The 21,693-nt window shown below is 30.0% G+C and carries 18 protein-coding genes; 2 read left to right on the top strand and 16 right to left on the bottom strand.

Annotation, left to right across the window (positions count from 1 at the left end; genetic code table 11):
• Window positions 1-32: 32 nt before the first annotated feature.
• From P8F83_RS09480 to ychF, 5 genes are all read right to left on the bottom strand, one after another.
• Window positions 33-2,186, bottom strand: coding sequence for a stage V sporulation protein D (locus P8F83_RS09480; RefSeq protein WP_326514834.1), 2,154 nt, complete (start codon window positions 2,184-2,186; stop codon window positions 33-35).
• A gap of 86 nt (window positions 2,187-2,272) precedes the next feature.
• Complete coding sequence (locus P8F83_RS09485; protein ID WP_326514411.1) at window positions 2,273-2,776, bottom strand: cell division protein FtsL; 504 nt, start codon at window positions 2,774-2,776, stop codon at window positions 2,273-2,275.
• Between the two features lie 18 nt (window positions 2,777-2,794).
• On the bottom strand, window positions 2,795-3,727 hold the full coding sequence (rsmH, locus tag P8F83_RS09490; RefSeq protein ID WP_326514412.1) for a 16S rRNA (cytosine(1402)-N(4))-methyltransferase RsmH: 933 nt from the start codon (window positions 3,725-3,727) through the stop codon (window positions 2,795-2,797).
• 12 nt (window positions 3,728-3,739) lie between these two features.
• Window positions 3,740-4,168 carry a division/cell wall cluster transcriptional repressor MraZ gene (gene mraZ / locus P8F83_RS09495; protein ID WP_021801413.1) on the bottom strand — a complete coding sequence of 143 codons (429 nt, stop codon included), beginning with the start codon at window positions 4,166-4,168 and terminating at the stop codon, window positions 3,740-3,742.
• Between the two features lie 277 nt (window positions 4,169-4,445).
• Complete coding sequence (gene ychF, locus P8F83_RS09500) at window positions 4,446-5,543, bottom strand: redox-regulated ATPase YchF (RefSeq protein WP_326514413.1); 1,098 nt, start codon at window positions 5,541-5,543, stop codon at window positions 4,446-4,448.
• Between the two features lie 144 nt (window positions 5,544-5,687).
• Between ychF and pdaA the strand changes: the two genes are divergently transcribed.
• Entirely contained in the window at window positions 5,688-6,458 is a 771-nt protein-coding gene (gene pdaA / locus P8F83_RS09505; protein ID WP_326514414.1) for a delta-lactam-biosynthetic de-N-acetylase, read from the top strand.
• 69 nt (window positions 6,459-6,527) lie between these two features.
• Here the strand turns inward: pdaA and P8F83_RS09510 are convergent, their stop codons facing one another.
• The 9 genes from P8F83_RS09510 to P8F83_RS09550 form a co-directional block, all read right to left on the bottom strand.
• A complete protein-coding gene (locus P8F83_RS09510; protein WP_326514415.1) occupies window positions 6,528-7,169 on the bottom strand; it encodes a cyclodeaminase/cyclohydrolase family protein in 642 nt (213 codons plus the stop codon).
• Between the two features lie 19 nt (window positions 7,170-7,188).
• Complete coding sequence (locus tag P8F83_RS09515; protein ID WP_326514416.1) at window positions 7,189-8,436, bottom strand: O-antigen ligase family protein; 1,248 nt, start codon at window positions 8,434-8,436, stop codon at window positions 7,189-7,191.
• On the bottom strand, window positions 8,433-9,572 hold the full coding sequence (locus tag P8F83_RS09520) for a glycosyltransferase (protein WP_326514417.1): 1,140 nt from the start codon (window positions 9,570-9,572) through the stop codon (window positions 8,433-8,435). The genes P8F83_RS09515 and P8F83_RS09520 overlap by 4 nt, the downstream gene beginning before the upstream one ends.
• Window positions 9,573-9,579: 7 nt before the next feature.
• Window positions 9,580-10,854 (bottom strand): glycosyltransferase family protein, encoded by a 1,275-nt coding sequence (locus tag P8F83_RS09525; protein WP_326514418.1) that lies wholly within the window; start codon window positions 10,852-10,854, stop codon window positions 9,580-9,582.
• The gene (murJ, locus tag P8F83_RS09530; RefSeq protein ID WP_326514419.1) at window positions 10,854-12,383 is read right to left on the bottom strand and encodes a murein biosynthesis integral membrane protein MurJ; all 1,530 of its coding nucleotides are present in this window, start codon (window positions 12,381-12,383) and stop codon (window positions 10,854-10,856) included. The genes P8F83_RS09525 and murJ overlap by 1 nt, the downstream gene beginning before the upstream one ends.
• Window positions 12,376-13,104 carry a WecB/TagA/CpsF family glycosyltransferase gene (locus tag P8F83_RS09535; RefSeq protein WP_326514420.1) on the bottom strand — a complete coding sequence of 243 codons (729 nt, stop codon included), beginning with the start codon at window positions 13,102-13,104 and terminating at the stop codon, window positions 12,376-12,378. The genes murJ and P8F83_RS09535 overlap by 8 nt, the downstream gene beginning before the upstream one ends.
• Window positions 13,105-13,184: 80 nt before the next feature.
• Entirely contained in the window at window positions 13,185-14,276 is a 1,092-nt protein-coding gene (locus P8F83_RS09540; protein WP_326514421.1) for a tetratricopeptide repeat protein, read from the bottom strand.
• 65 nt (window positions 14,277-14,341) lie between these two features.
• Window positions 14,342-16,072 (bottom strand): phospho-sugar mutase, encoded by a 1,731-nt coding sequence (locus P8F83_RS09545; protein WP_326514422.1) that lies wholly within the window; start codon window positions 16,070-16,072, stop codon window positions 14,342-14,344.
• A 389-nt stretch (window positions 16,073-16,461) separates the two neighbouring features.
• Entirely contained in the window at window positions 16,462-17,070 is a 609-nt protein-coding gene (locus tag P8F83_RS09550; RefSeq protein WP_326514423.1) for a 50S ribosomal protein L25, read from the bottom strand.
• A 139-nt stretch (window positions 17,071-17,209) separates the two neighbouring features.
• Here P8F83_RS09550 and P8F83_RS09555 point away from each other — a divergent pair, with 139 nt between their 5' ends.
• Entirely contained in the window at window positions 17,210-18,682 is a 1,473-nt protein-coding gene (locus P8F83_RS09555; RefSeq protein WP_326514424.1) for an aminotransferase class I/II-fold pyridoxal phosphate-dependent enzyme, read from the top strand.
• A 48-nt stretch (window positions 18,683-18,730) separates the two neighbouring features.
• Here P8F83_RS09555 and P8F83_RS09560 read toward each other — a convergent pair whose 3' ends face one another.
• Complete coding sequence (locus P8F83_RS09560) at window positions 18,731-19,168, bottom strand: 2-thiouracil desulfurase family protein (protein ID WP_326514425.1); 438 nt, start codon at window positions 19,166-19,168, stop codon at window positions 18,731-18,733.
• A gap of 158 nt (window positions 19,169-19,326) precedes the next feature.
• Window positions 19,327-21,684 carry an endonuclease MutS2 gene (locus P8F83_RS09565; protein ID WP_326514426.1) on the bottom strand — a complete coding sequence of 786 codons (2,358 nt, stop codon included), beginning with the start codon at window positions 21,682-21,684 and terminating at the stop codon, window positions 19,327-19,329.
• Between the last annotated feature and the right edge of the window lie 9 nt (window positions 21,685-21,693).

Here is a 21,693-nt window from a genome sequence, read left to right on the forward strand (position 1 = left end):
AAACAAAAGATGAGCATGTGGTAAACCACATGCTAAAATCCTCCATCTTGAGTATCATTAGATAATTTTAATTTTACAGTAGTTCCTTTTGAAATAACATCCCCAGGTTCAATACTTTGTTCACTAATTAATCCAAAACCTTCATATTCATACTTTAATCCTAATGAAGTGAATAATTTAGTTGACTGCTCCTTGCTATATCCCTTAACATTAGGCATTATTATATCTTTATTATACTCTTGGCTTGAACCTGTATAAATATTTAATTTACTTCCTTCTTTAACTGAATACCCTGGTATAGGAGATACTTTTGTTACATACTCTCCACTTCCATTTATCTCACAATCTAGTTTTAAGTCTTTTAGCATCTTCTTAGCATCCTGAAGCTTAAGCCCTCTTATTTCAGGAATTACAACTTCTTTAACTAAGCTAGCAGCACCTATATTATCTGCATTACTTTCTAAATAGTTGAATATATCACTAAATAATGTATGTGCAACTGGAGCTGCAATCATACCTGCATAATAATCAGTTCCACCAGGTTCATCAATCGAAACCATAACAGTTATTTCAGGATCATCAATAGGAGCCATTCCAACAAATGTTGATATATAACCTTGATAGGTTCCTGTTGCTGGATTAACTTTTTGAGCTGTACCAGTTTTTCCTCCTATATGATATCCTTCTACAAAAGCTTTTTTTGCAGATCCTTCAGTTACAACTCTTTCAAGATAAGATCTTAAAATTTTTGTTTTTTCTGTAGTAGCTACCGTTCTAGTAGTAGGTTCAAATTTTTCATCTATTATTTCGGTTCCATTTTCATCTTTATGTGATACTTGTTTCATAACGTGAGGTTGTATCCAAGTTCCACCATTAGCCACTGCATTAAATGCTGCCATGTATTGTATAGGGTTAACAGTATTGGTTTGACCAAAGGCTATTGTAGCAAGGTCAACTTCTGAAATGTTATTTACAGACTTTACTATTCCTTTAGCTTCTCCTGGTAAGTCTACTCCACTTACCTTTCCAAATCCAAAGTCTGCAATATGTTTAGTTAAACTTTCTTTTCCTATTCTTTTTCCTAATTCAATAAATCCAACGTTGCAGGAATTTTTTATAATGTCAGCAAAGGTTTCAGTCCCATGACCTGAAGTTCTCCAGCATTTTATAGTTCTTCCGCCAACAACAGTAGATCCATTACATACATACGTTTCTCCTACATCTCCTACGCCGTCCTCTAAAGCTGATTGTGCAGTAAATACTTTAAATATAGATCCAGGTTCAAAAGAGTCCGATACACTCCTATTTCTCCACATCTTTTGTAATTTTTCACTTGAATTATTTCCTTCAAAACTTTCTGCACCATCATAGGGCTTGTTAGGATTAAAGTCTGGTTTATTTGCCATTGCTAATACTTCACCATTTTTAGGATTCATTACAATTACACTTACAGCTTTAGCCTTATTATCACTTAGAGCTTCTTCAGCAGCTTTTTCCGCAAAAAATTGTATACTTTCATCTACCGTTAATGTTACATCTTTTCCATCTACAGGCGGCGTAAACTTTGAAACAGTATATGGTAATTCTTCACTTCTACTATCAAGCTCTGCTATTCTCATTCCAGGTACCCCTGAAAGTTGTTTATTGTATTGAAGCTCAACTCCTCCAAGTCCCTGACCATCAGAATTTGTTACCCCAAGTACTTGTGCTAAGAAGTTATCATTTCTATAATATCTTTTAGTATCTGGTGATACTATAACCCCACTTATACCTAATGCTTTTACCTTATCTGCTTCAGCTTTTTCAATTCTTCTAATTAAGGTAGCTGATCCTGCTGGATTTCCAGATGGCAGCGTTGTTTCTAATTTTTTAATTACATCTGTTGTTTCCATTCCTACTGCTGCTGCTATGTCTTTACCAATAGTTTCATTTGTTTTTTCTTTTTGGCTTAAGTATTTTTTTATAGTATTTAAATCAAAGTCCACTCTATATACATTAGCTGATACTGCAAGTTCTGTTCCATTTCTATCTAGTATTTTTCCTCTTCTTGCATCAATTTTAACTTCACTTGTCCATTGTTCAATTGCTCTTGCTGAATACTCTTGTCTTTTTCCTATCATTATATAAGATAACCTTAAGGATAAAACAAAGAAGAATATACACAATCCTGTTAGTACAAGTCTCATTCTTTTTTTACTTGTAGCGTTATCTCTATAGTTTTTTTTCACAACTAAACCCCCATATTATTACTGATACAAAAACTAAGATGCACCTACCAAAGTGCATCCTTTATGTTTTCAAATAGGCCGTTTTTCATATCTTTATTTAAGTTATTTTCATTTAAAGAAAAATTGTTTTCAGATAAGTCTATCTTTATAACATTTTCTTTTTTGGGTGTTGTCATTCCTAACCCGTTTTCTGCATTGTTTTTAATTCTAGATAAAGATGAAGCCTTTAATATCTCAACATTTAACGCCTCATTTTCTGCTACTACTGAATTTATTTTGTTATCTAGATCAGCTATGGAGTTTTGTATTTTATAAACGTGCGAATCTCTCATTATAGTTGCAAATCCAAGTACAAAAACTATGGTAATTACTTGCCCAACTCCGCTTCTGATTTTCTTCCTTTTCTCATTTATTCTTATGTTTCTTTGTTTTTTGGCTTTCTTTAGCTGCTCATATTTTTCCCAATCAAATTCCGTCTGTTTTCTCTTTGGACTTAATGCTGTATTACCTTTTATATAATCATATTCCTCTAATTTCAATTTATTCACATCCCCATTCTTTTATACCTAAATTTTCTCTAAAACTCTCAACTTAGCACTTCTACTTCTAGGATTAACTTCTATTTCCTCATCTGTTGGTGCTATAGCCTTTCTAGATAAAACTTTTACAGTTGGCTTTTTCCCACACGCACATATTGGAAACTCTTTTGGACATTTACAAGGATTCTCTAAGTCTCTAAACTTATTTTTAACAATCCTGTCCTCTAAGGAATGAAATGTTATAATTGCTAATCTTCCATTGCTATTTAATTTTTTCACACTATCATCTATTGCTTTATCCAATATTTCAAGTTCACCATTAACTTCTATCCTTATAGCCTGAAAAGTTCTTTTAGCTGGGTGAGGACCATCTCTCCTAGCTTTTGCTGGTATAGCAGCTTTAATAATATCTACTAATTCTAATGTTGTCTCTATAGGTTTTTCATTTCGCCTTTTCACTATAATTGAAGCAATTCTTTTACTAAACCTCTCCTCTCCATAGTCTTTAATGATTCTATATAAGTCCTCTTCTGAGTAATCATTGATTACATCGTAGGCGCTAAACTCCTTATCTCTATTCATTCTCATATCAAGAGGAGCATCTTGCATATAGCTAAATCCTCTTTCACCAACATCTAGCTGATACGATGAAACTCCTAAATCCATAAGTATTCCATCAACTTTTTCAATGTTAAGTTCTTCTAAAATATCATAAATATTATGAAAATTGTTATGCACATATATAACATTGTTGTAGTCTTTTAACTTCTCCTTTGCTGCACTTAATGCATCTGTATCTTGGTCAATTCCTATTAGTCTTCCATCATTATTTAATTTACTTACTATATGTGATGAATGACCTGCGCCACCCATTGTACAATCTACATAATAACCTTGCTTTTTAATATTTAATGCCTCTATACATTCCTCAAGCAATACTGAGACATGTTTAAATTCCATTAATACCACTCCTTAAATGCCTAAATCGCTCATTTTTTCTGCCAAACTGTCGTAATCTATATTCTCATCGTTATATTCATTCCACTTGTCTTTGCTCCAGATCTCTACTCTAGTAAGTACTCCAATACTTACTATTTCCTTTTCTATCTTCGCATATTCTAAAAGATTTTGTGGTATTAACCCTCTTCCTTGCTTATCTAACTCTATCTCAGTGGCTCCAGAAAAGAAAAATCTAACAAATGCTCTAGCATCTTTATTAGTAAGTGGCAATGACTTTAATTTCTCTTCAAGTATTTTCCATTCATTTAAAGGGTATGCATATAGGCAACCATCAAGCCCTTTAGTTAAGATGAATTTATTTCCTAATTCTTCTCTTAACTTAGAGGGAATAATCATTCTATTTTTGGCATCTAGTCCATGATTATACTCTCCTATAAACATTTCACACCTCAAAAACTACTTTCTATTTATTCTACACCACTTTTCACCACTTTTAACCACTTGATATATATATTCTATAGTAAATTAGAAAAACCTTCAATATTTTAGAAGGTTTTTTTAATATTTTTTTAAATTAGTCAAAGTTATTATTATACAAATTAGTATACTTCTTTAATAATTCTATAAATATGTATTATTCATTTACTGAATTTCCCAATAAAAAAAAGATTGCTATACCAATATATTGGTATAGCAATCTTTTTTATTCAGAGATATCTTATACGTTAAATCTAAAATTAACTACATCTCCATCTTTCATTACATATTCTTTTCCTTCTAATCTATATACACCTTTTTCTTTTGCAGCGGCTTCTGATCCTAATTCTGCTAAGGCATCAAAGGACACTATTTCAGCTCTTATAAAACCTCTTTCTATATCTGAGTGAATTTTTCCAGCTGCTTGTGGAGCTTTAGTCCCATTTACAATCGTCCAAGCTCTTACTTCTTGAACTCCAGCAGTTAAGTAACTCATTAACCCTAAAAGTTTGTAGCTAGTTCTAATTAGTTTATCTAAGCCAGACTCAGTAAGTCCATACTCTTCTAACATTTCTGCCTTTTCTTCTTCCTCTAAACCAGATAGTTCTTCTTCTAATCTAGCAGCTACAATAACTGTTTCAGAGTTTTCACTTTTAGCATGTTCTTGGACTTTTTTAACCAAGTCATTTTCAAGATTTCCACTCATCATATCATCTTCAGATATATTACATACATATAACACAGGTTTTGAAGTTATTAAAAATAAAGATTTTACAATTTCATCCTCTTCTTCTGTAACTTCTAGAGTTCTCACTGGTTTATTATCTTCTAAGTGAGCTTTAATTCTTTCCATTAAAGAGTATTCTGCTTTAGCAGTTTTATCTCCAGATCTAGCTAATTTTACGTTTTTTTCCATTCTTCTCTCTAAAACTTCTAAATCAGAGAATATTAATTCTAGATTGATTGTTTCTATATCTCTTATTGGGTCAACCGATCCTTCAACATGAACAACATTTTCATCATCGAAACATCTAACTACATGACAGATAGCTGCAACTTCTCTTATATGAGATAAGAATTTGTTTCCTAATCCTTCTCCTTTTGAAGCTCCTTTAACTAAACCAGCTATATCATAAAATTCTACTGAAGTATAAACCTTCTTTTTTGAATTATATATCTTCTCTAATACATCTAATCTTTTATCAGGAACAGCAACAACACCAACATTCGGTTCTATTGTACAGAATGGATAATTAGCTGATTCTGCTCCAGCTTTAGTAATAGCATTGAAAAGAGTACTCTTTCCAACATTAGGTAATCCAACAATTCCAAGTTTCATTTATGTACATTCCCTTCTTTCATTTGTCATCCTTTAAAATTATACTTTATTAAGTTTTTTATTTCAATAAAAGAAAACCAATATTGGAATAAAGTACTCTACTAAATATTTTAGAAATACAAAAACTATTTTTGAGGTGATAAAATGAAAAATATAAGTAAATTTTTAAGTTTAATTTTTATTAGTTTAAATATTTTTGCATTTAATACAAATGCAGAAGATTTTGATAGCAAAGAATATGATTGGTACTTTCACTCAGATGTTAAAGGTCAAACGCCCTCTTCACCAAAAGAAACTTCTAAGTTTAATTCTAAATATTCTACCTATTATTTAGGTAATACACAAGAAAAAGTTATATATCTTACTTTTGACCAAGGATATGAAAATGGCAATACCCTTAAAATTCTAGATATATTAAAGGAAGAAGAAGTTCCTGCTGCATTTTTTGTTGTTCGACCTTATTTAAAAGATTACCCTGATATAGTTAAAAGAATGGTTGAAGAAGGTCATGTAGTAGGCAATCATAGTTCTCATCATCCTTCAATGGCATCAATAAGAGATGAAAAAAAGTTTGAAAAGGAGTTTAAAGATGTGGAAGAACTTTTTTCTGAGATAACAGGAAAAGAGATGCCTAAATACTTTAGACCACCTATGGGAAAATATTCTGAACTTTCTTTAGCTAGAACTGAGAAACTAGGTTACAAAACAATCTTTTGGAGTTTTGCTTATAAAGATTGGATTCAAGAAAAACAACCTAATGAAGATTTTGCAATAAAAAAGATAACCGAAGGTTTTCATCCTGGTGAAATAATGCTACTTCATTCAGTGTCTAAAACAAATACTGAAGTCCTAAAAACTATTATTAAAGAAGCTAAAAATCAAGGATATACCTTTAAATCTTTAGACGAATTATAAATATTAAACAAATTAGGTCTTTAGATATTAATAAATCTAAAGACCTAATTTTTATAATTAATTCAGTTTTTACCCTTCAACAATACTATAAACCTTACCTACAAACATTTCTTTTTTCTCATTTGACTCTTTAAGTATATTATCTATTTCATTATTAACTGAAAATTTAAATTCCTCATTAGTTAAATAAGCTAAATTAATCTTAACATTCATAATTGCACTTTCAATTGTAGAATGAGTAAGAATTGCTGAAACTCCAGCATCAGAAATAGCTCCCTTATTTCCATACTTAACTCCAATTTCAATTTCCTTGTATAATTCTAAGGCTTTTCTCGCTAAATTTAGAGGAGCTTCTAGAGCCTTTATAGTATTTATCTCTATTTCTTTATTTCTAAATCCTATTTCTTCCTCAGTACCTTTAGGAAGTTTATATGAATTCATTAAACCTTCAAAAGCACTTTTATCTTCTTCCATTGCTTTAAAAAAATCATTTTTTAAGTTTTTAGTTCTTTCTATAGAAACCAAAACCAAGCTTTTCTCTTCATCTGTTAAATTGTTAAAAGCTTTTTTGTTAACAGTTAAACTATAAACCATGTTATTTAATCCTGAGGCTAAAGCTCCAACTAAAGCAGCTACACTTCCACCTCCTGGCGTTGGTTTTTCTGACGATAAATCTTCGATAAATGTTTCTAAATCTAAATTTTTAAACATATATTCACCTCTATAAATATTATTTTTTCTCAACTAATCTCACTGCATAACCCATATATGTCCAAAAAATAAGTGAGATAAAGCTAATTATAAAAACTAAGTTACTTTCAAAAAAATTCACCCCAATAATTCCAAAACATAATGTTGACAATATAGTAGTCTTCAACTTATAACATCCATTCAATTTGTCAATTTTATTGGCAATATAAAAAAGCAATGAAAATAAAAATAATATAAATATAATAAGCGTGGGAATTCCATATACTACAGCCACTTGTATAAAAATATTATGAACTCCTCCAGCTTCTATTCCTGGTAAACCATAAACCCACTTTGACTGCACTTCCGGTAACAATTTAGTTAAATTAGAAACTAAATTAGAATTTCCTACTCCAAAGACAGGATTTCGTTTTATTGATTCAATTGCCGTTATCCATAATTGCGCTCTTCCACTTAGCCATTTATCCCAAGATACATCTATCTTAACTATTGATTCTACTGATCCAATCAATAAAAGAATAATAAAACCTACTCTAATTAAAATATTTTTTCCATATATAAAAATTAACATAGGCAAAAGCATAATTAATAAAATATAACCACTTCTTCCCTCAGAATAAAAAAGAGCTAACCCATTAAAAATCATAGCTACTAAAACTACTCCTTTTAATAATTTACTTTTAAACTCTATTATTAAATAAATTCCAACAACAATGGCTATTCCTGCTGCTAGCCCTAAAGAGTTTTCATGAAAATATAATCCAGTATTATTACCATTTTGGATATCAAATCCGAAGTTTTGACCATTGATCACTATATTAATTTTTTTTAAAATTATAATCAGAGATCCTATTGACAATAATGATGAAAAAATAAAATATACTAAAGAAATAATTTTAACTTCTTTTATAAGTTCTTTCTTACTTTTTAAATCATCTACATAGAACATCCCAAAAAATAGAATTAGATTTATAATTATAATCTTAATATTTTCACCATTTCTATATCTTGAAAAAACTAATAAAACAGAACTTACTATAAATATACAAAGAAACATATTATGAAGAGTAATTTTTTCACTTAATAATCTTACAAAATTATTTATAACTAAAATAACACCCCATACTATTAATAGTTTACTTATTAAATTTAATTTAGGTATATTGGAAAAAATAGTTATAGTGCAAATACTTACAATTAAATAAGCTAACTTAAAATAAAATCCATCCGTAATATAATTAAATCCCCTTTTTAATAAATCAATCATAGTAATTCTTTATAAACTCCTTTTATTTTATTTATAATCACATCTCCAGAGTATTTAGAAATAGCCTCTTCTCTAATCTTATATGGGTCGAATTTCAACTCATTATTTTTCATATAGACTAGTGCTTTAGCTAATTTATCTATATTTTTTTTATCAATAATAACCCCATTTGTATCAGTTATTATGTATTCTGCTCCACCATTTTTAGTTCCTATAATTGGTTTTCCACTAGCTATAGCTTCAATATAAACAACTCCAAATGTTTCAAATTCTGATGGCAAAACAAAACAATTGCATCTATTCATTTCTATAGCTACTTCTTTTCTTGTTAGGGCACCTAAAAAAATAGTTTGTTTATCTATGCCAAATTGTGTTGAAAGCTCTTCAAGTTGTTTTTTTAAACTTCCATCTCCACCTATTATTAATTGAATATTTTTATTTCCTTTAAAGCTTTTTGCAAAGGCTTCTATAAGTGTTTCTATTCCCTTTCCAGATTCCAAATATGCGCATGTAAAAAAAGTAAACTCATCATAAGATTCGTCTTTTCTAATGTCAAATAAAGATAAGTCAACAAGATTGTGTATAACTCTGATTTCATTATTTGTATATCTTTCAAGTTCCTTTTTTAATCCATTTCCTACAGCTATCAACCTTGTACAATTATTATAAACTTCAAATATATATTTCTTATATGACTCACGCACATACTTACTATTTTCTAATGACGTGTGCTCAGTTACAACTAATGGAATATCATATTTTTGGCTTAAGTAATACCCAGCTATCCCGCCCCAAAAACATGAATGGGCATGTATAATATCTACCTTACCTCTCTCTTTTTCTATTTTTTTATATAATTTATCCATTCTTCTATTGAAACTTTTAAACATCAATGGATTTTTGGGTAAGTAATTAAAATCTTTATATCTATAGGTTTCTAAATCCGATTCTGAATTTACAGATATACCTCTTTTATCTTTTATTTTTCCTAGATAAGTAATAGGCCATATTTCATTATATGCTACGGTCACTTTAACTCCCGATTTCTGTAGTTCTTTAAATTGCTCTAAAAAAAAGCTTCCATGAACTTTTTTTCTTTCTGAAGAATACCACGACGGAATAAGCATTACATGCATAAAATCACTATCCTCTCAATATGTCATTTAATCTCAAAGCCACTTTATCCCACTCATAATTTTCATCTGCTTTTGGATATATTCCCTTTTCAACCTTGTCAATTAATTTTAATATACTAGCTTTAATATCTTCTGAATTATTATCACAACTATAACATTTATAATGATTCTGAACTAATTTCTTTATAGGGTCATTTGGATCTCCATATATGTTTAATATCCAAGAATCAGTTCCAAAATAATCATATATCTTTCCTGGTATCTGTTTTGATTTTTTATTTCCAAATAACAGTAATATCTCTCCATTAATCATATAATTTAATGCCTCATCAAAAGCAATTCTTGGAGAAATTGTAATAGCTTCTTCATTTGAAAGCTTATATCTTATTTCATCATTATCTATATTTCCAAAAAACAGTATATTTAATTTATTATAAAGATACTTATCTTCAAGCTTAATTTTTTTAATTGCCTCAATAAATGGATTAACATCTCTCAATTTTGAAAATATCTCTCCAGCATATATAATATTAACTTTATCTTCTTTAATAAGATTAGGCTTTTCTCTATCTTTAATTTTGTCATATATCTGCTTATCATATCCTCTATTTAAAATAAACGTATTATCAATTGGTATATTATAACTATTCACATAATCATTTCTATTTTCATCAGTAACAAATATTAATTTATCGCTATTCGTCACTACAAGATTCTCTAATTTTTTTTCAATTAGTTTTCTTATTACTATATTTTTTTCCCGAGTAGAATCCTTTGTCCAAGGATCACTCCAATAAGTAATCCATTTTAAGTCTTTAAACTTTCTTTTTATAAGGTATGCACATATATGGGATGACGGTGGCTCATGCATAGAAAATATGACATCAAATTTTTCTTTACTCACTAGTTTTTTCCCACATTTAGAAGCTTTAAAAGCCCAGTATAAATACATATCAGGTATTGCCAAAGAATTTTTTATCATTCTAGCTAATGACCTTTTTTTAGAACTTCCTTCTAATTTGATATCAGAGTTCACAGTTTTTTTCTTTGGCATAATTTTATTAAATAATTTTCCACCATCTATAGCATGTAATTTTATTGAACTATTCATCATTGAAAAAAGTTTACTGTCATAATATATAGAGTCTTTAGGGAAATCTACCGTTAATAGATGAATTTCATTTCCTTTAATGTTGTCTAGCTTGTTTAAATACTGTAATGTTTCTATGGCTGCTGAATTATTTATTAACGGAGAATAACAAGCAATAAAAAGTATTTTCATTATTTCCTCCCAATCTTCTTTCTAATAATTGAATTCAATTCTTTAATTTCATCTATTTTTAATAGCATGCACATAATATAATATATAAAAGCACCTGCAACTATTACCATAAGCATAGTCAGTTTTCCCATATCACCACTGTTATTTAAGTTTAATATAGTTAATGCACACCCCATTACTAAAGATGAAAGAAAAACTTTAGCTAATTTAATCATAGTACTTTTAACTTTGAAATCTTTGATTATTTTTTTCAGGGTTAATATTAACATACAGCTTGTAACCATCATTGCACTAGATGTTGCAATAGCTATACCTACCACACCAAAGAACTTTGATAAGGTTACGCTTAAAATTATATTTATAACAACTCCTATAATTCCATTTATTGTAGTTTCTTTTGTTTTTCCCATAGAAAAAAGAGTTGAGTTTAATATATCTCTAAGTGCAGTAAAGAAAATACCTATAGCATATCCTATCAACGCCATTTTAGTTAGGCTAACCGCCTCAATTCCAAAAGCTCCTCTCATATATACTATCTTAATTATTTCTTCATTTAATACTAAGGCACCTACTGTTATTGGAATTAAAAAAATAGCACTATATGTTATTGATTTAAGTATGTACTCTATAAAGCCTTTATTGTCCCCAGAATTTTTTTTATTGGCCATTAATGGATATGTTACAGTTATTATTGATGAGGTTATTATTGTATTTATAAGTACTATTAACTTTTGTGCATAATCTAATGCCGATATACTACCTTCGCCTAATGTTGCAGCAACTTTCTTATCTACAACCATATTTAACGAATTAGCTCCAGCTCCAATTATTACTGGCGCAATTAGTAACAAGGCCTTCCTTATACGCTCATCTTTCATATCAATACTGATCTTATATATATACCCATGTTTTATTAGTGATGGTACTTGAACTAAAACTCTAAAAAAGTTTCCTACAACATTTGCTATAGTTAACCCTTCAATCGTGTAATTTTTGAAAACTAATAAATATGCTATCATTGGAGCATTAAAAAATAATCCTAATATTGAAGGAATTATAAAATCCTCATTTACTTGTAAAAGCGATGTAAAACAAGCGTTAAATGATAAAAACAACAAATTAATTATAGTTATTCTGGTTAACTTAATAGCTAATTCAAGTGCTTCGTTATCAAATCCATTTGCAATAAAGGATACTATCTCTCTTGTAAAGATTAATGATAGAATAAATATAATTATTGATATAATAGAAAGCATAGTTATAAACTTATTAGCATAAGCATACATATCTTTTTTACCTTTTTTAGCAAGTTCCTCGCTTAATATAGGTAAAAATGAAGTTGATATTGCTAACCCAATAACCATGAATATAGTTTCAGGAATAGTAACCGCCACATTGTAGGCATCTGTATACATGCTTGCACCAAAATTATTACCTATTAATAAATCTCTTATTAATCCAAGACACCTGCTTAAAAGAGATACAATCATTACAACTGCAGTTGACTTTATTAAATTACTTTTACTCATGATTTCCCCTTTTGATTTTATTCTTTAAAACCAACAACAAAAACTTAGGAATAGCCCCTAATCTTTTTATTCTCCAAGGTTCCTTACTAACTCTGTAAAGCCACTCAAGGCCTAAACTTATCATCCACTTAGGTGCTCTATTTACATTACCCGCAAAAACATCAAAGCTGCCTCCAACTCCCATGAAGATTTTACAAGGAAGCTCATCCATGTATTTAGATATAAATTCTTCTTGTCTAGGAGATCCCATTGCTATAAAAATAGCGTAGGGATTTTTTGATTTGATATCTTCAGCAATTGAGTCAGAATCTTCTTTTTTGAAATAACCATTTTTCATTCCAACTATGTTTAGCTGTGGGTATTTTATCAAAAGATTTTCACTACATTTAAGTAGCACCTCTTCCTTTGCACCTAAAAGATAAATTCCTTTTCCTTCTCTTTCAGCTTTTTTTATAATTTCACCCATAACTTCTATTCCTGGAATTTTTTCTTTAACTGGTGTTCCTTGTATTTTTGAAGCTAAAACCGTTCCAACTCCATCAGGTATTATAACCGAGCTATCCTTTCTAAAATTATCTCCCAATGTTTTATTATTTAATCCGTTAAATAATACTTCAGGATTCCCTGATATTATGTTGACTTTAGGATAGCTGTTTAACAACTCAATTAATTCTGTTTTCGTATTTTTGTAGATTTTAAAACCTAATATATTTATAAACATACTCTCCATCCTTAACTTTTATATTTAAATATTACCATAAAAGATTAGCTATAAAAAGGAAAGTAATCTACTTGTAACCTTTAATTAAATCTTTTCATGTATTCTTTTATTTCTTTTACAATCTCGTCATCTTTGTTTATTTTTTCTGCAATTTCTAAATGTAATCTTGCTTGCTTTAAATCTCCTGAATTTAAATAACACATTATTAAATTAGTACAGATCTCTATATCCCTAGTTGCTTCAAATGCTTTTCTAAAATACTTTATAGCATTTTCAAAGTCTTCTAAAGAAGCATAGTTTATACCCATTTCGTTTATTGTTTCAACTATTGAGCTATCAATTGCTATACTTTCATTTAAGTAATAAATTGCTTTTTCATAATTTTCAAGTTTTCTGTAACACAAAGCTACGTAATAAAATAAAGATGGATTATCACCAAATCTATCGAGCAAAGGAATTAACTTTTTTAAAGCCTCTTTAGGATTTCCTTCTATTAGTTTCTTTCCATTTTCATAGTCTAACGTGTCTTCAAGTTCAGCTTTTAAACTTAGGATGTATTCTTCTGGCTCTCCCCCAGAATTTAAATATTCATTTATATAAACGTAGGCTTTTTCATTATTTCCTTCATCATTATAAATCAAAGCTTCATAGATACTTTCTTTATGAGAGTTCGGATTTAGATATTTATATCTATCTATATCTTCTTTAAATACTTCTGTAAAACCTTTATCTTGTTCCCTTATTGTTTCACCAATAAGAAATAACCTTTCCCATACCTCTTCCTCATTAGTTACATTAGTTAGTCCTCTTAATAGTATATATGCTTCATCAAAAAGATTTTCTTTTATCTTTTTTGCTACGGCACTTTTTATACAAGGTATTGAATCCTTAATATTTTTTAATAAAGTTATATAATCTTCATTAAATTTCAGCTTATCATCTGCTCCTAAGGCAAAACTCATTCCTTCAATAAAATCATATATAGGAAGATTTTTTATCTTTATTTCATTTTCTATATTTGAAGCTAAATATGTAGTGTTTATAGGCACAAATAAATCTTTATTTTTAAGTTCTAAATTTGATATATTAAGGGTTTTAAGGAAACCTTCTTTATTTAATTCTAAAAATAATAGTTTAGATAGTTTTTCTTTAAATAAATTTCTATAATCCAAAGTATTTTCTCCTTTTCCATATAAGAATTAAAAGCTATCATCACCGAAGGATGATAGCTTTTTTATTAATTTAAGTTTTTTTCAATTAATCCTCTAACAGCTTCTTTAAAGCTATTTAAGTTTTCTTCTGAATTTTCTATAGAATTACCTTTTACAGCAATATATAGTTTCATTTTAGGTTCTGTTCCTGAAGGTCTTACTACAAACCACGAATCATCCTCAAATATAAATTTTAATACATTTGATTTAGGTAAATCAAGAGTTACTTCAGAATTAAAGTGCATATTTTTTTGAGTACTTAATTTATAGTCTTCCTTTAACGAAAGTTTAATTCCGTTTAACTCAGTAAACTCAGTACTTCTAAGATTCTCGATACACTTAGCTATCTTTTCTTGACCTTCTTTACCAGTTAGTTCAAAAGATTCAAGAGCTTCTTTATAGTAACCATACTTTTCATATAAAGCTAAAAGTCCATCATAAAGACTCATTCCATTTTCTTTGTAGTAAAGAGTCATTTCAGCTATAAGCATTGCAGCTACAACTGCATCCTTATCTCTTGCATGGTCTCCTATTAAATATCCATAACTTTCTTCAAATCCAAATAGATATTTATGACTGTTATCTTTCTCAAAAGCAGTCATTTTTTCTCCAATATACTTAAATCCAGTTAAAGTATCCATAATCTCAACATCATAAGCCTTAGCTATATCATTAGCTGACTCAGTTGTTACTATAGTTTTTATAACTACTCCATTGTCTGGAATTTCATTTCTTTCGCTTAAAGAACTTAATATATAATGTGTTAAAAGCATTCCTGTTTGATTACCTGTTAAAACTTTATAATCTCCAGTTTTATCTTTTACCACTACCCCTATTCTATCACAATCAGGGTCAGTTCCAAAAATTATATCTGGTTCTGATTTTGCAGCCATCTCTAAAGCTAATTTAAATACCTTTGGATCTTCTGGGTTAGGATATGGAGCTGTTGGGAAGTTTCCATCTGGAAGTTCTTGCTCCTTAACTACATTTACATTTTCATATCCAAGTTCAGCTAATACTCTTCTTACTGGAATATTTCCTGATCCATGTATAGGAGTGTATATTATATTTAAATCCTTTGCTTTTTCACTAACTAATTCTTTTCTTATAGTAGCTTTCTTAATTGCATCTATATATGCTTTATCAACATCTTCTCCAATGAATACTAATAATCCTTTTTCTAAAGCTTCTTCTTCGCTTATAGTTTTTATTTCTTCAAAACCTTTTATATCCTTTACGTATCCTATTATCTTGTTTGCATCTCCATCGGTTACTTGTCCACCGTCTGGACCATATACTTTATATCCGTTATATTGCTTTGGATTATGGGATGCAGTTACTACTATACCACCTGAACAGTTTAAATGTCTAACTGCAAATGATAATACTGGTGTTGGCTCTAACACTTTAAACAAATATACTTTTATACCGTTTCCACATAAAGTTAAAGCTGCCGATTTAGCAAATTCTACTGACATATTTCTTGAGTCATAAGCTATTGCTACTGATCTATTATCATCAAAGTTTTCTAATAAATAATTTGCGAATCCTTGAGTAGCTTTTCCAACAGTGTATATGTTCATTCTGTTGTCTCCGTAACCTATTACTCCTCTTAATCCACCTGTACCAAATTCAAGATCTCTATAAAATCTATCTTCTATTTCCTTTTCATCATTAAGTTGTTTAAGTTCATTCTTGACTTCTTCTGATATAACTTTGGATTGTAACCATTCCTCATATCTAATTTTGTAATCCACAAAAATCCCTCCTTAAATGTGCAAATCCATTATACACGAATTTACAGTATATGAAAACACTTTTATGTAAGTTATATGGTAACAAAAAGGTAAAATGCTAATGAATCCTATGTTAATCATTAGCATTTTACTACTATAATCCTCCAATCCTCTATTAAGGTTCCCCATAACAGTGGCATTACCTAGACTCATACCCCTCAGTTCAACTAAAACTTACTTGATACTTTAGGCTCAGTTCATTTTACAATAAATGAATTTAATGAAGCTGGGACCGCTTCTACAGAACAGAGGTTAGAAGGAATCTAATGAAGTTGGGAACGCTTCTACAGAACAGAGGTTAGAAGGAATCTAATGAAGCTGGGAACGCTTCTACAGAACAGAGGTGCAGATTAATTTTTCCTTTTATCTTCTTTTTCTTCTTTTATCTGCTCTTCATTAATAGCCATATCCATAGATACGGTATTTCTTTCATAACTTATAGCTGCTACAACTGTATTTAAATCGTCTATTATTGAAATTTCTTCTCCAACCTCAACATCACTTAACCTAAATACTGAACCAACTGAACCATTAGTTATATCAATATTTATTGATTTTGGTAAATTGTCTGGAGTACATTCAACCCTAACTGCATTTTTTTCTTTTTGAAGTACAGCACCTGCTTTTCCTACAGATTCTTCACCTGTAAAGTTTAATGGAACATATGAAGTTATCTTCTTATCTCCACTTATCTTCTCTAAATCAATGTGTACTAACTTTCTTGTTAATGGATCACGTTGTATTTCCTTTATAAGTGCTTTATGATTTTCACCTTCTAAATTGATATTTACAAATCCATGTCCTCCATTTTGCAAAATTTCCTCATTTAACTCTAATTCAGAAATTTCAAAGAGCATATTTTCAATACCTTTACCGTAAATTACCCCTGGTACTTTACCATTTTTTCTGCTTTTTCTCCCACTATGTCCAATACTTTTAATTCTTTTATTACATTCCATATTTATCCCTCCTCCTCTGTATTATTGACAAGAATAAAATATTTATTCTTTTTAAAATTTTTTTATTGAAATGAGGGTTTTGGTAAAATATAATAGTAGTGTTTTTAAATTATTAGGTAAACGAAAGAGGTGTCCATACATGTATAAATTAAATCAAAATGAAACACCCTTATTTGACGCATTGATGGAATATGTCAATAATGAAACAATTCCCTTTCATGTACCAGGTCATAAAAAAGGTAATGGCATTGAAAATGACTTTAAAAAATTTATAGGAGATAACCCATTTAAAATAGATGTAACTGTTTTTAAAATGGTTGATTCCCTACACCATCCAACAGGACCAATAAAGAAAGCACAAGAGTTAGTTGCTGATGCTTATGATGCTGATGCTTCCTTTTTCTCTATTCATGGAACATCTGGCGCTATTCAAGCTATGATTCTTTCTGTTGTTGGCGATGGGGACAAAATACTTATTCCTCGTAATGTTCATAAATCTGTTACGTCAGGAATCATATTAAGTGGAGCTGTTCCAATATTCATGACTCCTGAACTTGATAAACAGTTAGGAGTTGCTCATGGTGTTACACCTGAGGTTGTAGCAGAGTCTCTACGCAAAAATCCTGATGCTAAAGCAGTATTAATCATAAATCCAACTTATTATGGAGTTGCTACTGACATAAAAAAAATAGCTGACATTGTTCATAGCTATGATATACCTTTGATAGTTGATGAAGCTCATGGGCCTCATTTAGGATTTAATGATTCTCTTCCTTTATCATCATTAAAGGCTGGTGCAGATATATGTGCACAAAGTACTCACAAGATAATAGGTTCATTAACTCAAGGATCACTTTTACATGTTAAAAGTAAACTTATAAATCCAAAAAGGGTTCAACAAGTTTTAAACTTACTTCATACAACTTCACCATCATACATACTTATGGCAAGTCTTGATTGTGCAAGAAAACAAATAGCTTTAGAAGGAAAAGAACTTCTTGCAAAAACTGTTGAGCGTTGCAAAAAAGTAAGAGATGAAATAAATAAAATCCCTGGACTTTATTGTTTTGGAGAAGAAATACTTGGAAAACCTGGTGCTTTTTCCTTTGACCCAACTAAGATTACTGTAAATTGTAGAGAATTAGGTTTAACAGGTTATGAATTAGATACTATATTAGCTACAAGATATCATATACAGGTAGAACTATCAGACCTTTATAATGTTCTTGCTGTAGGATCTTTTGGCGATACTGAAGAAGCTTTAAATAGTTTAGTAGCTGCTTTAAAAGAAATTTCTAAAGAGCATTCAGAAAAAAGTAACATAAAACCAGATTTTTTAGATATTCCTGATATCCCAGAGATGAAAGTAAATCCTAGAGCTGCATTTAACTCTAAAAAGGAAACTTTACTTCTTGAAGATGCTGTAGGAAGAATAAGTGCAGAATTTTTAATGGCATATCCACCTGGAATACCTGTTTTATGTCCAGGAGAAATCATAACTTTAGAAGTTGTTCACTATGTAAAAGATCTTAAGAGAGCTGGACTTTATGTTCAAGGAACTGAAGATCCTAATGTAGAACACATTAATGTACTAAGAGAAATAAGAGTTTAAAAAACTTGATGGGCCTATCAAATTAACTTGATAGGCCCATCATTTATTTTAAATATATTCTTTTATTGCTTCACGAAAGTTTTCTTCATTAAAAACCTTTATTCCATGTTTATCAAGGATATCACCAGTTAGTCCATTACCTTTTTTCCTTATGCCACTAAATGTACCATCATAAACTTCTCCAAATCCACAGGAAGGAGAATTCTTTTTCAATATAGCTGCCTTACAATTCATAAGTTTTGCTATCTTCATGGTTTCATGGGCCCCTTTTGTAAACTGTTCTGTGACATCATTCCCTTCATTGTCTATCACTAAATCCCCTCTTATTTCAGCTGGATTTCTTGGCGTTTGTAGACCTCCTAACTGTTCTGGACATACTAACACAACTTTTCCAGACTCAATTAGTTTTTTAAGTTCTTCTTTATAGGTATTTTTACCATCATATCTGCAATTAACTCCCGCTAAACAAGCACTAACTAAAATCATACACTTTACTCCTGTAGAAACTCTTCTTTTCAAGAGTTTCATTAAAATCATTTTTAACCTTACTCCTGTAGAAACCCTTTTTTCAAGGGTTTCATTAAATTTTTTATAAATGAATGATTAGATTGACGCTGAGAAACGCGTCTACCGCAACAAGGTGCTTACTTCAGTTGAACTACTGTTACTCCTGTTCCACCTTCACCATACTCACCTAGTCTATAACTTTTTACATGAGGATGTCTCTTTAACATGTCGTTTATAGCTTTTCTTAATACCCCAGTACCTTTTCCATGTATTAAGGATACTTCTCCTAAGCCTGCCATATAAGCTTCATCTAAATACTTATCTGCATTATAACAAGCCTCTTCTGCATCTAACCCTCTTAAGTCCACAGATGAACTAACTGACTTTAAGTTTAGATTAACTTGTTTAGATGACTTTTTCTTTTCTTCTTTTATTCCTTCTGCTATAACTAAGTCTTTAAGTTTAACATTTATCTTCATAATACCAGCTTCAACCTTAACTTCACCTTTGTTGTCTGGCATTGATATTATTACAACTTTTTGATTTAAAGAAGGTAAAAAAGCTTCCATTCCTAGTTTAACTTCAGCTATCTCTTTTCCTTTTTTCTTCTTTTCTTTGTTCAAGTCAGCTTCAGCCTTATCTAAGTTGTTTCTAAGTTTGCTTCTTTCTTCTTCAAGCCTTCTTCTGTTTGTAGAAGATACACCATCTCTTTCAAGCTCTCTCATAGTTTTTAAAATTTCATCAGCTTCTTCTTTAGCATCTCTTAAAAGCTGTTTAGCTTCTCTTCTCGCTTCTGAGTAAGCATTTTCTCTCATCTTTTCTAAAGATTCTAACTTGTTGTTATACTTTTCTTTAAGTTTTTCAGCATCTATTTTTAAAACTTCTGCTCTTCTAGCATCTTCTTCTGCCTTTATACTCTTTTCTTGCAGACTTTGTATAAGATCTTCAAACTGAAGTGATTCAGAAGATATACTCTCTTTTGCATCTTTAATTACACTATCACTTAATCCTAGTCTTCTAGATATCTCAAAAGCGTTTGACTTACCTGGAATTCCTATTAGAAGTCTGTAAGTTGGTCTTAGAGTTTCAACATCAAACTCAACTGATGCATTTTCTACATTTATAGTTCTAAGCGCATATCCTTTAAGTTCACTGTAGTGAGTTGTAGCAACTATCTTACAGTTTCTTTTTCTCAAACTCTCAAGTATTGATACAGCTAAAGCAGCACCTTCAGTTGGATCTGTTCCTGCTCCAAGTTCGTCAAAAAGTACTAAGGAGTTCTCATTTGCATCTTCCATAATCTCAACTATATTTTTCATATGAGATGAGAAAGTTGACAAACTCTGCTCTATACTTTGTTCATCTCCTATATCTGCAAATATATTTTCATAATAACTTATAGATGAATTATCTCTAGCAGGTATTAATAATCCACTCATACCCATAAGATGTAAAAGTCCTATAGTTTTTAATGTTACAGTTTTTCCACCTGTGTTTGGACCAGTTATTATTAAGGATGTAAACTCTTTACCTAGGTATGATGTTGATGGTACAACTATCTTGCAACTTATTAACGGATGTCTTCCTTCTATGATGTGAAATGAACCATCAGTATTTACTATAGGTGCAACACCGTTTATGGAACTTCCATATTTAGCTTTAGCAAATATAAAATCTAATTCAATTAATATATCTAGATTTCTCTTTACTTCATCTTTATTGTTATAGACTCCCTTAGATAAAGCAGCTAATATTCTTTCTATTTCTGCCTTTTCCTTTAGCATAAGTTCTTTAATTTCATTATTTAGATTAACTAAACTCATAGGTTCAATAAATAATGTTGCACCTGATGAACTCTGATCATGAACAAGACCAGGTACTTGCCCTTTATGTTCAGATTTTACAGGAATAACATATCTATCCCCTCTTACACTATATAAGTTATCTTGAAGGAACTTAGAGTTATCTCTTATTATTCCTCCTATTCTTTCTCTAACGGAAGAGTTTTTTTCTTTTAAAGATCTTCTGATATTACTTAAAGTGCTACTGGCTCTATCTGATATCTCATCTTCACCAACTATAGCAATTTCTATGCTTTCTTCTAGTTTTCTTAGAGGAGTGATTCCTTCACATATTTCTTCAATAATCTTATGATCTTCTTCCTCTTCTTTTCTCTTTATATAATCAAGAAACTTTCTTGAAGATCTTAACATATTCCCTATTCTAAGCAATTGAAGAGCATTTAAAGTACCTCCCTTTAACGCTCTAGATACACCATCTCTAACATCATAAAACCCTTCAAAAGGAGGATTTCCCTTAGTCATAAGTAAATTTAATGCTTCTCTTGTTTCTTGTATATGTTCTTTAATTTCATAAACATTATCATAAGGCTTTAACTCTTCTATTAATTCTTTAGCACCAGCTGTTATTGCATATTCTTTTACAAGTTCTTTTATTTTATGAAATTCTAATATCTTTATAGATCGTTCTTTCATTAATTTCTC

The organism is Clostridium intestinale, from assembly GCF_035905475.1.
GTDB classification, from domain to species: Bacteria; Bacillota; Clostridia; order Clostridiales; family Clostridiaceae; genus Clostridium_T; species Clostridium_T intestinale.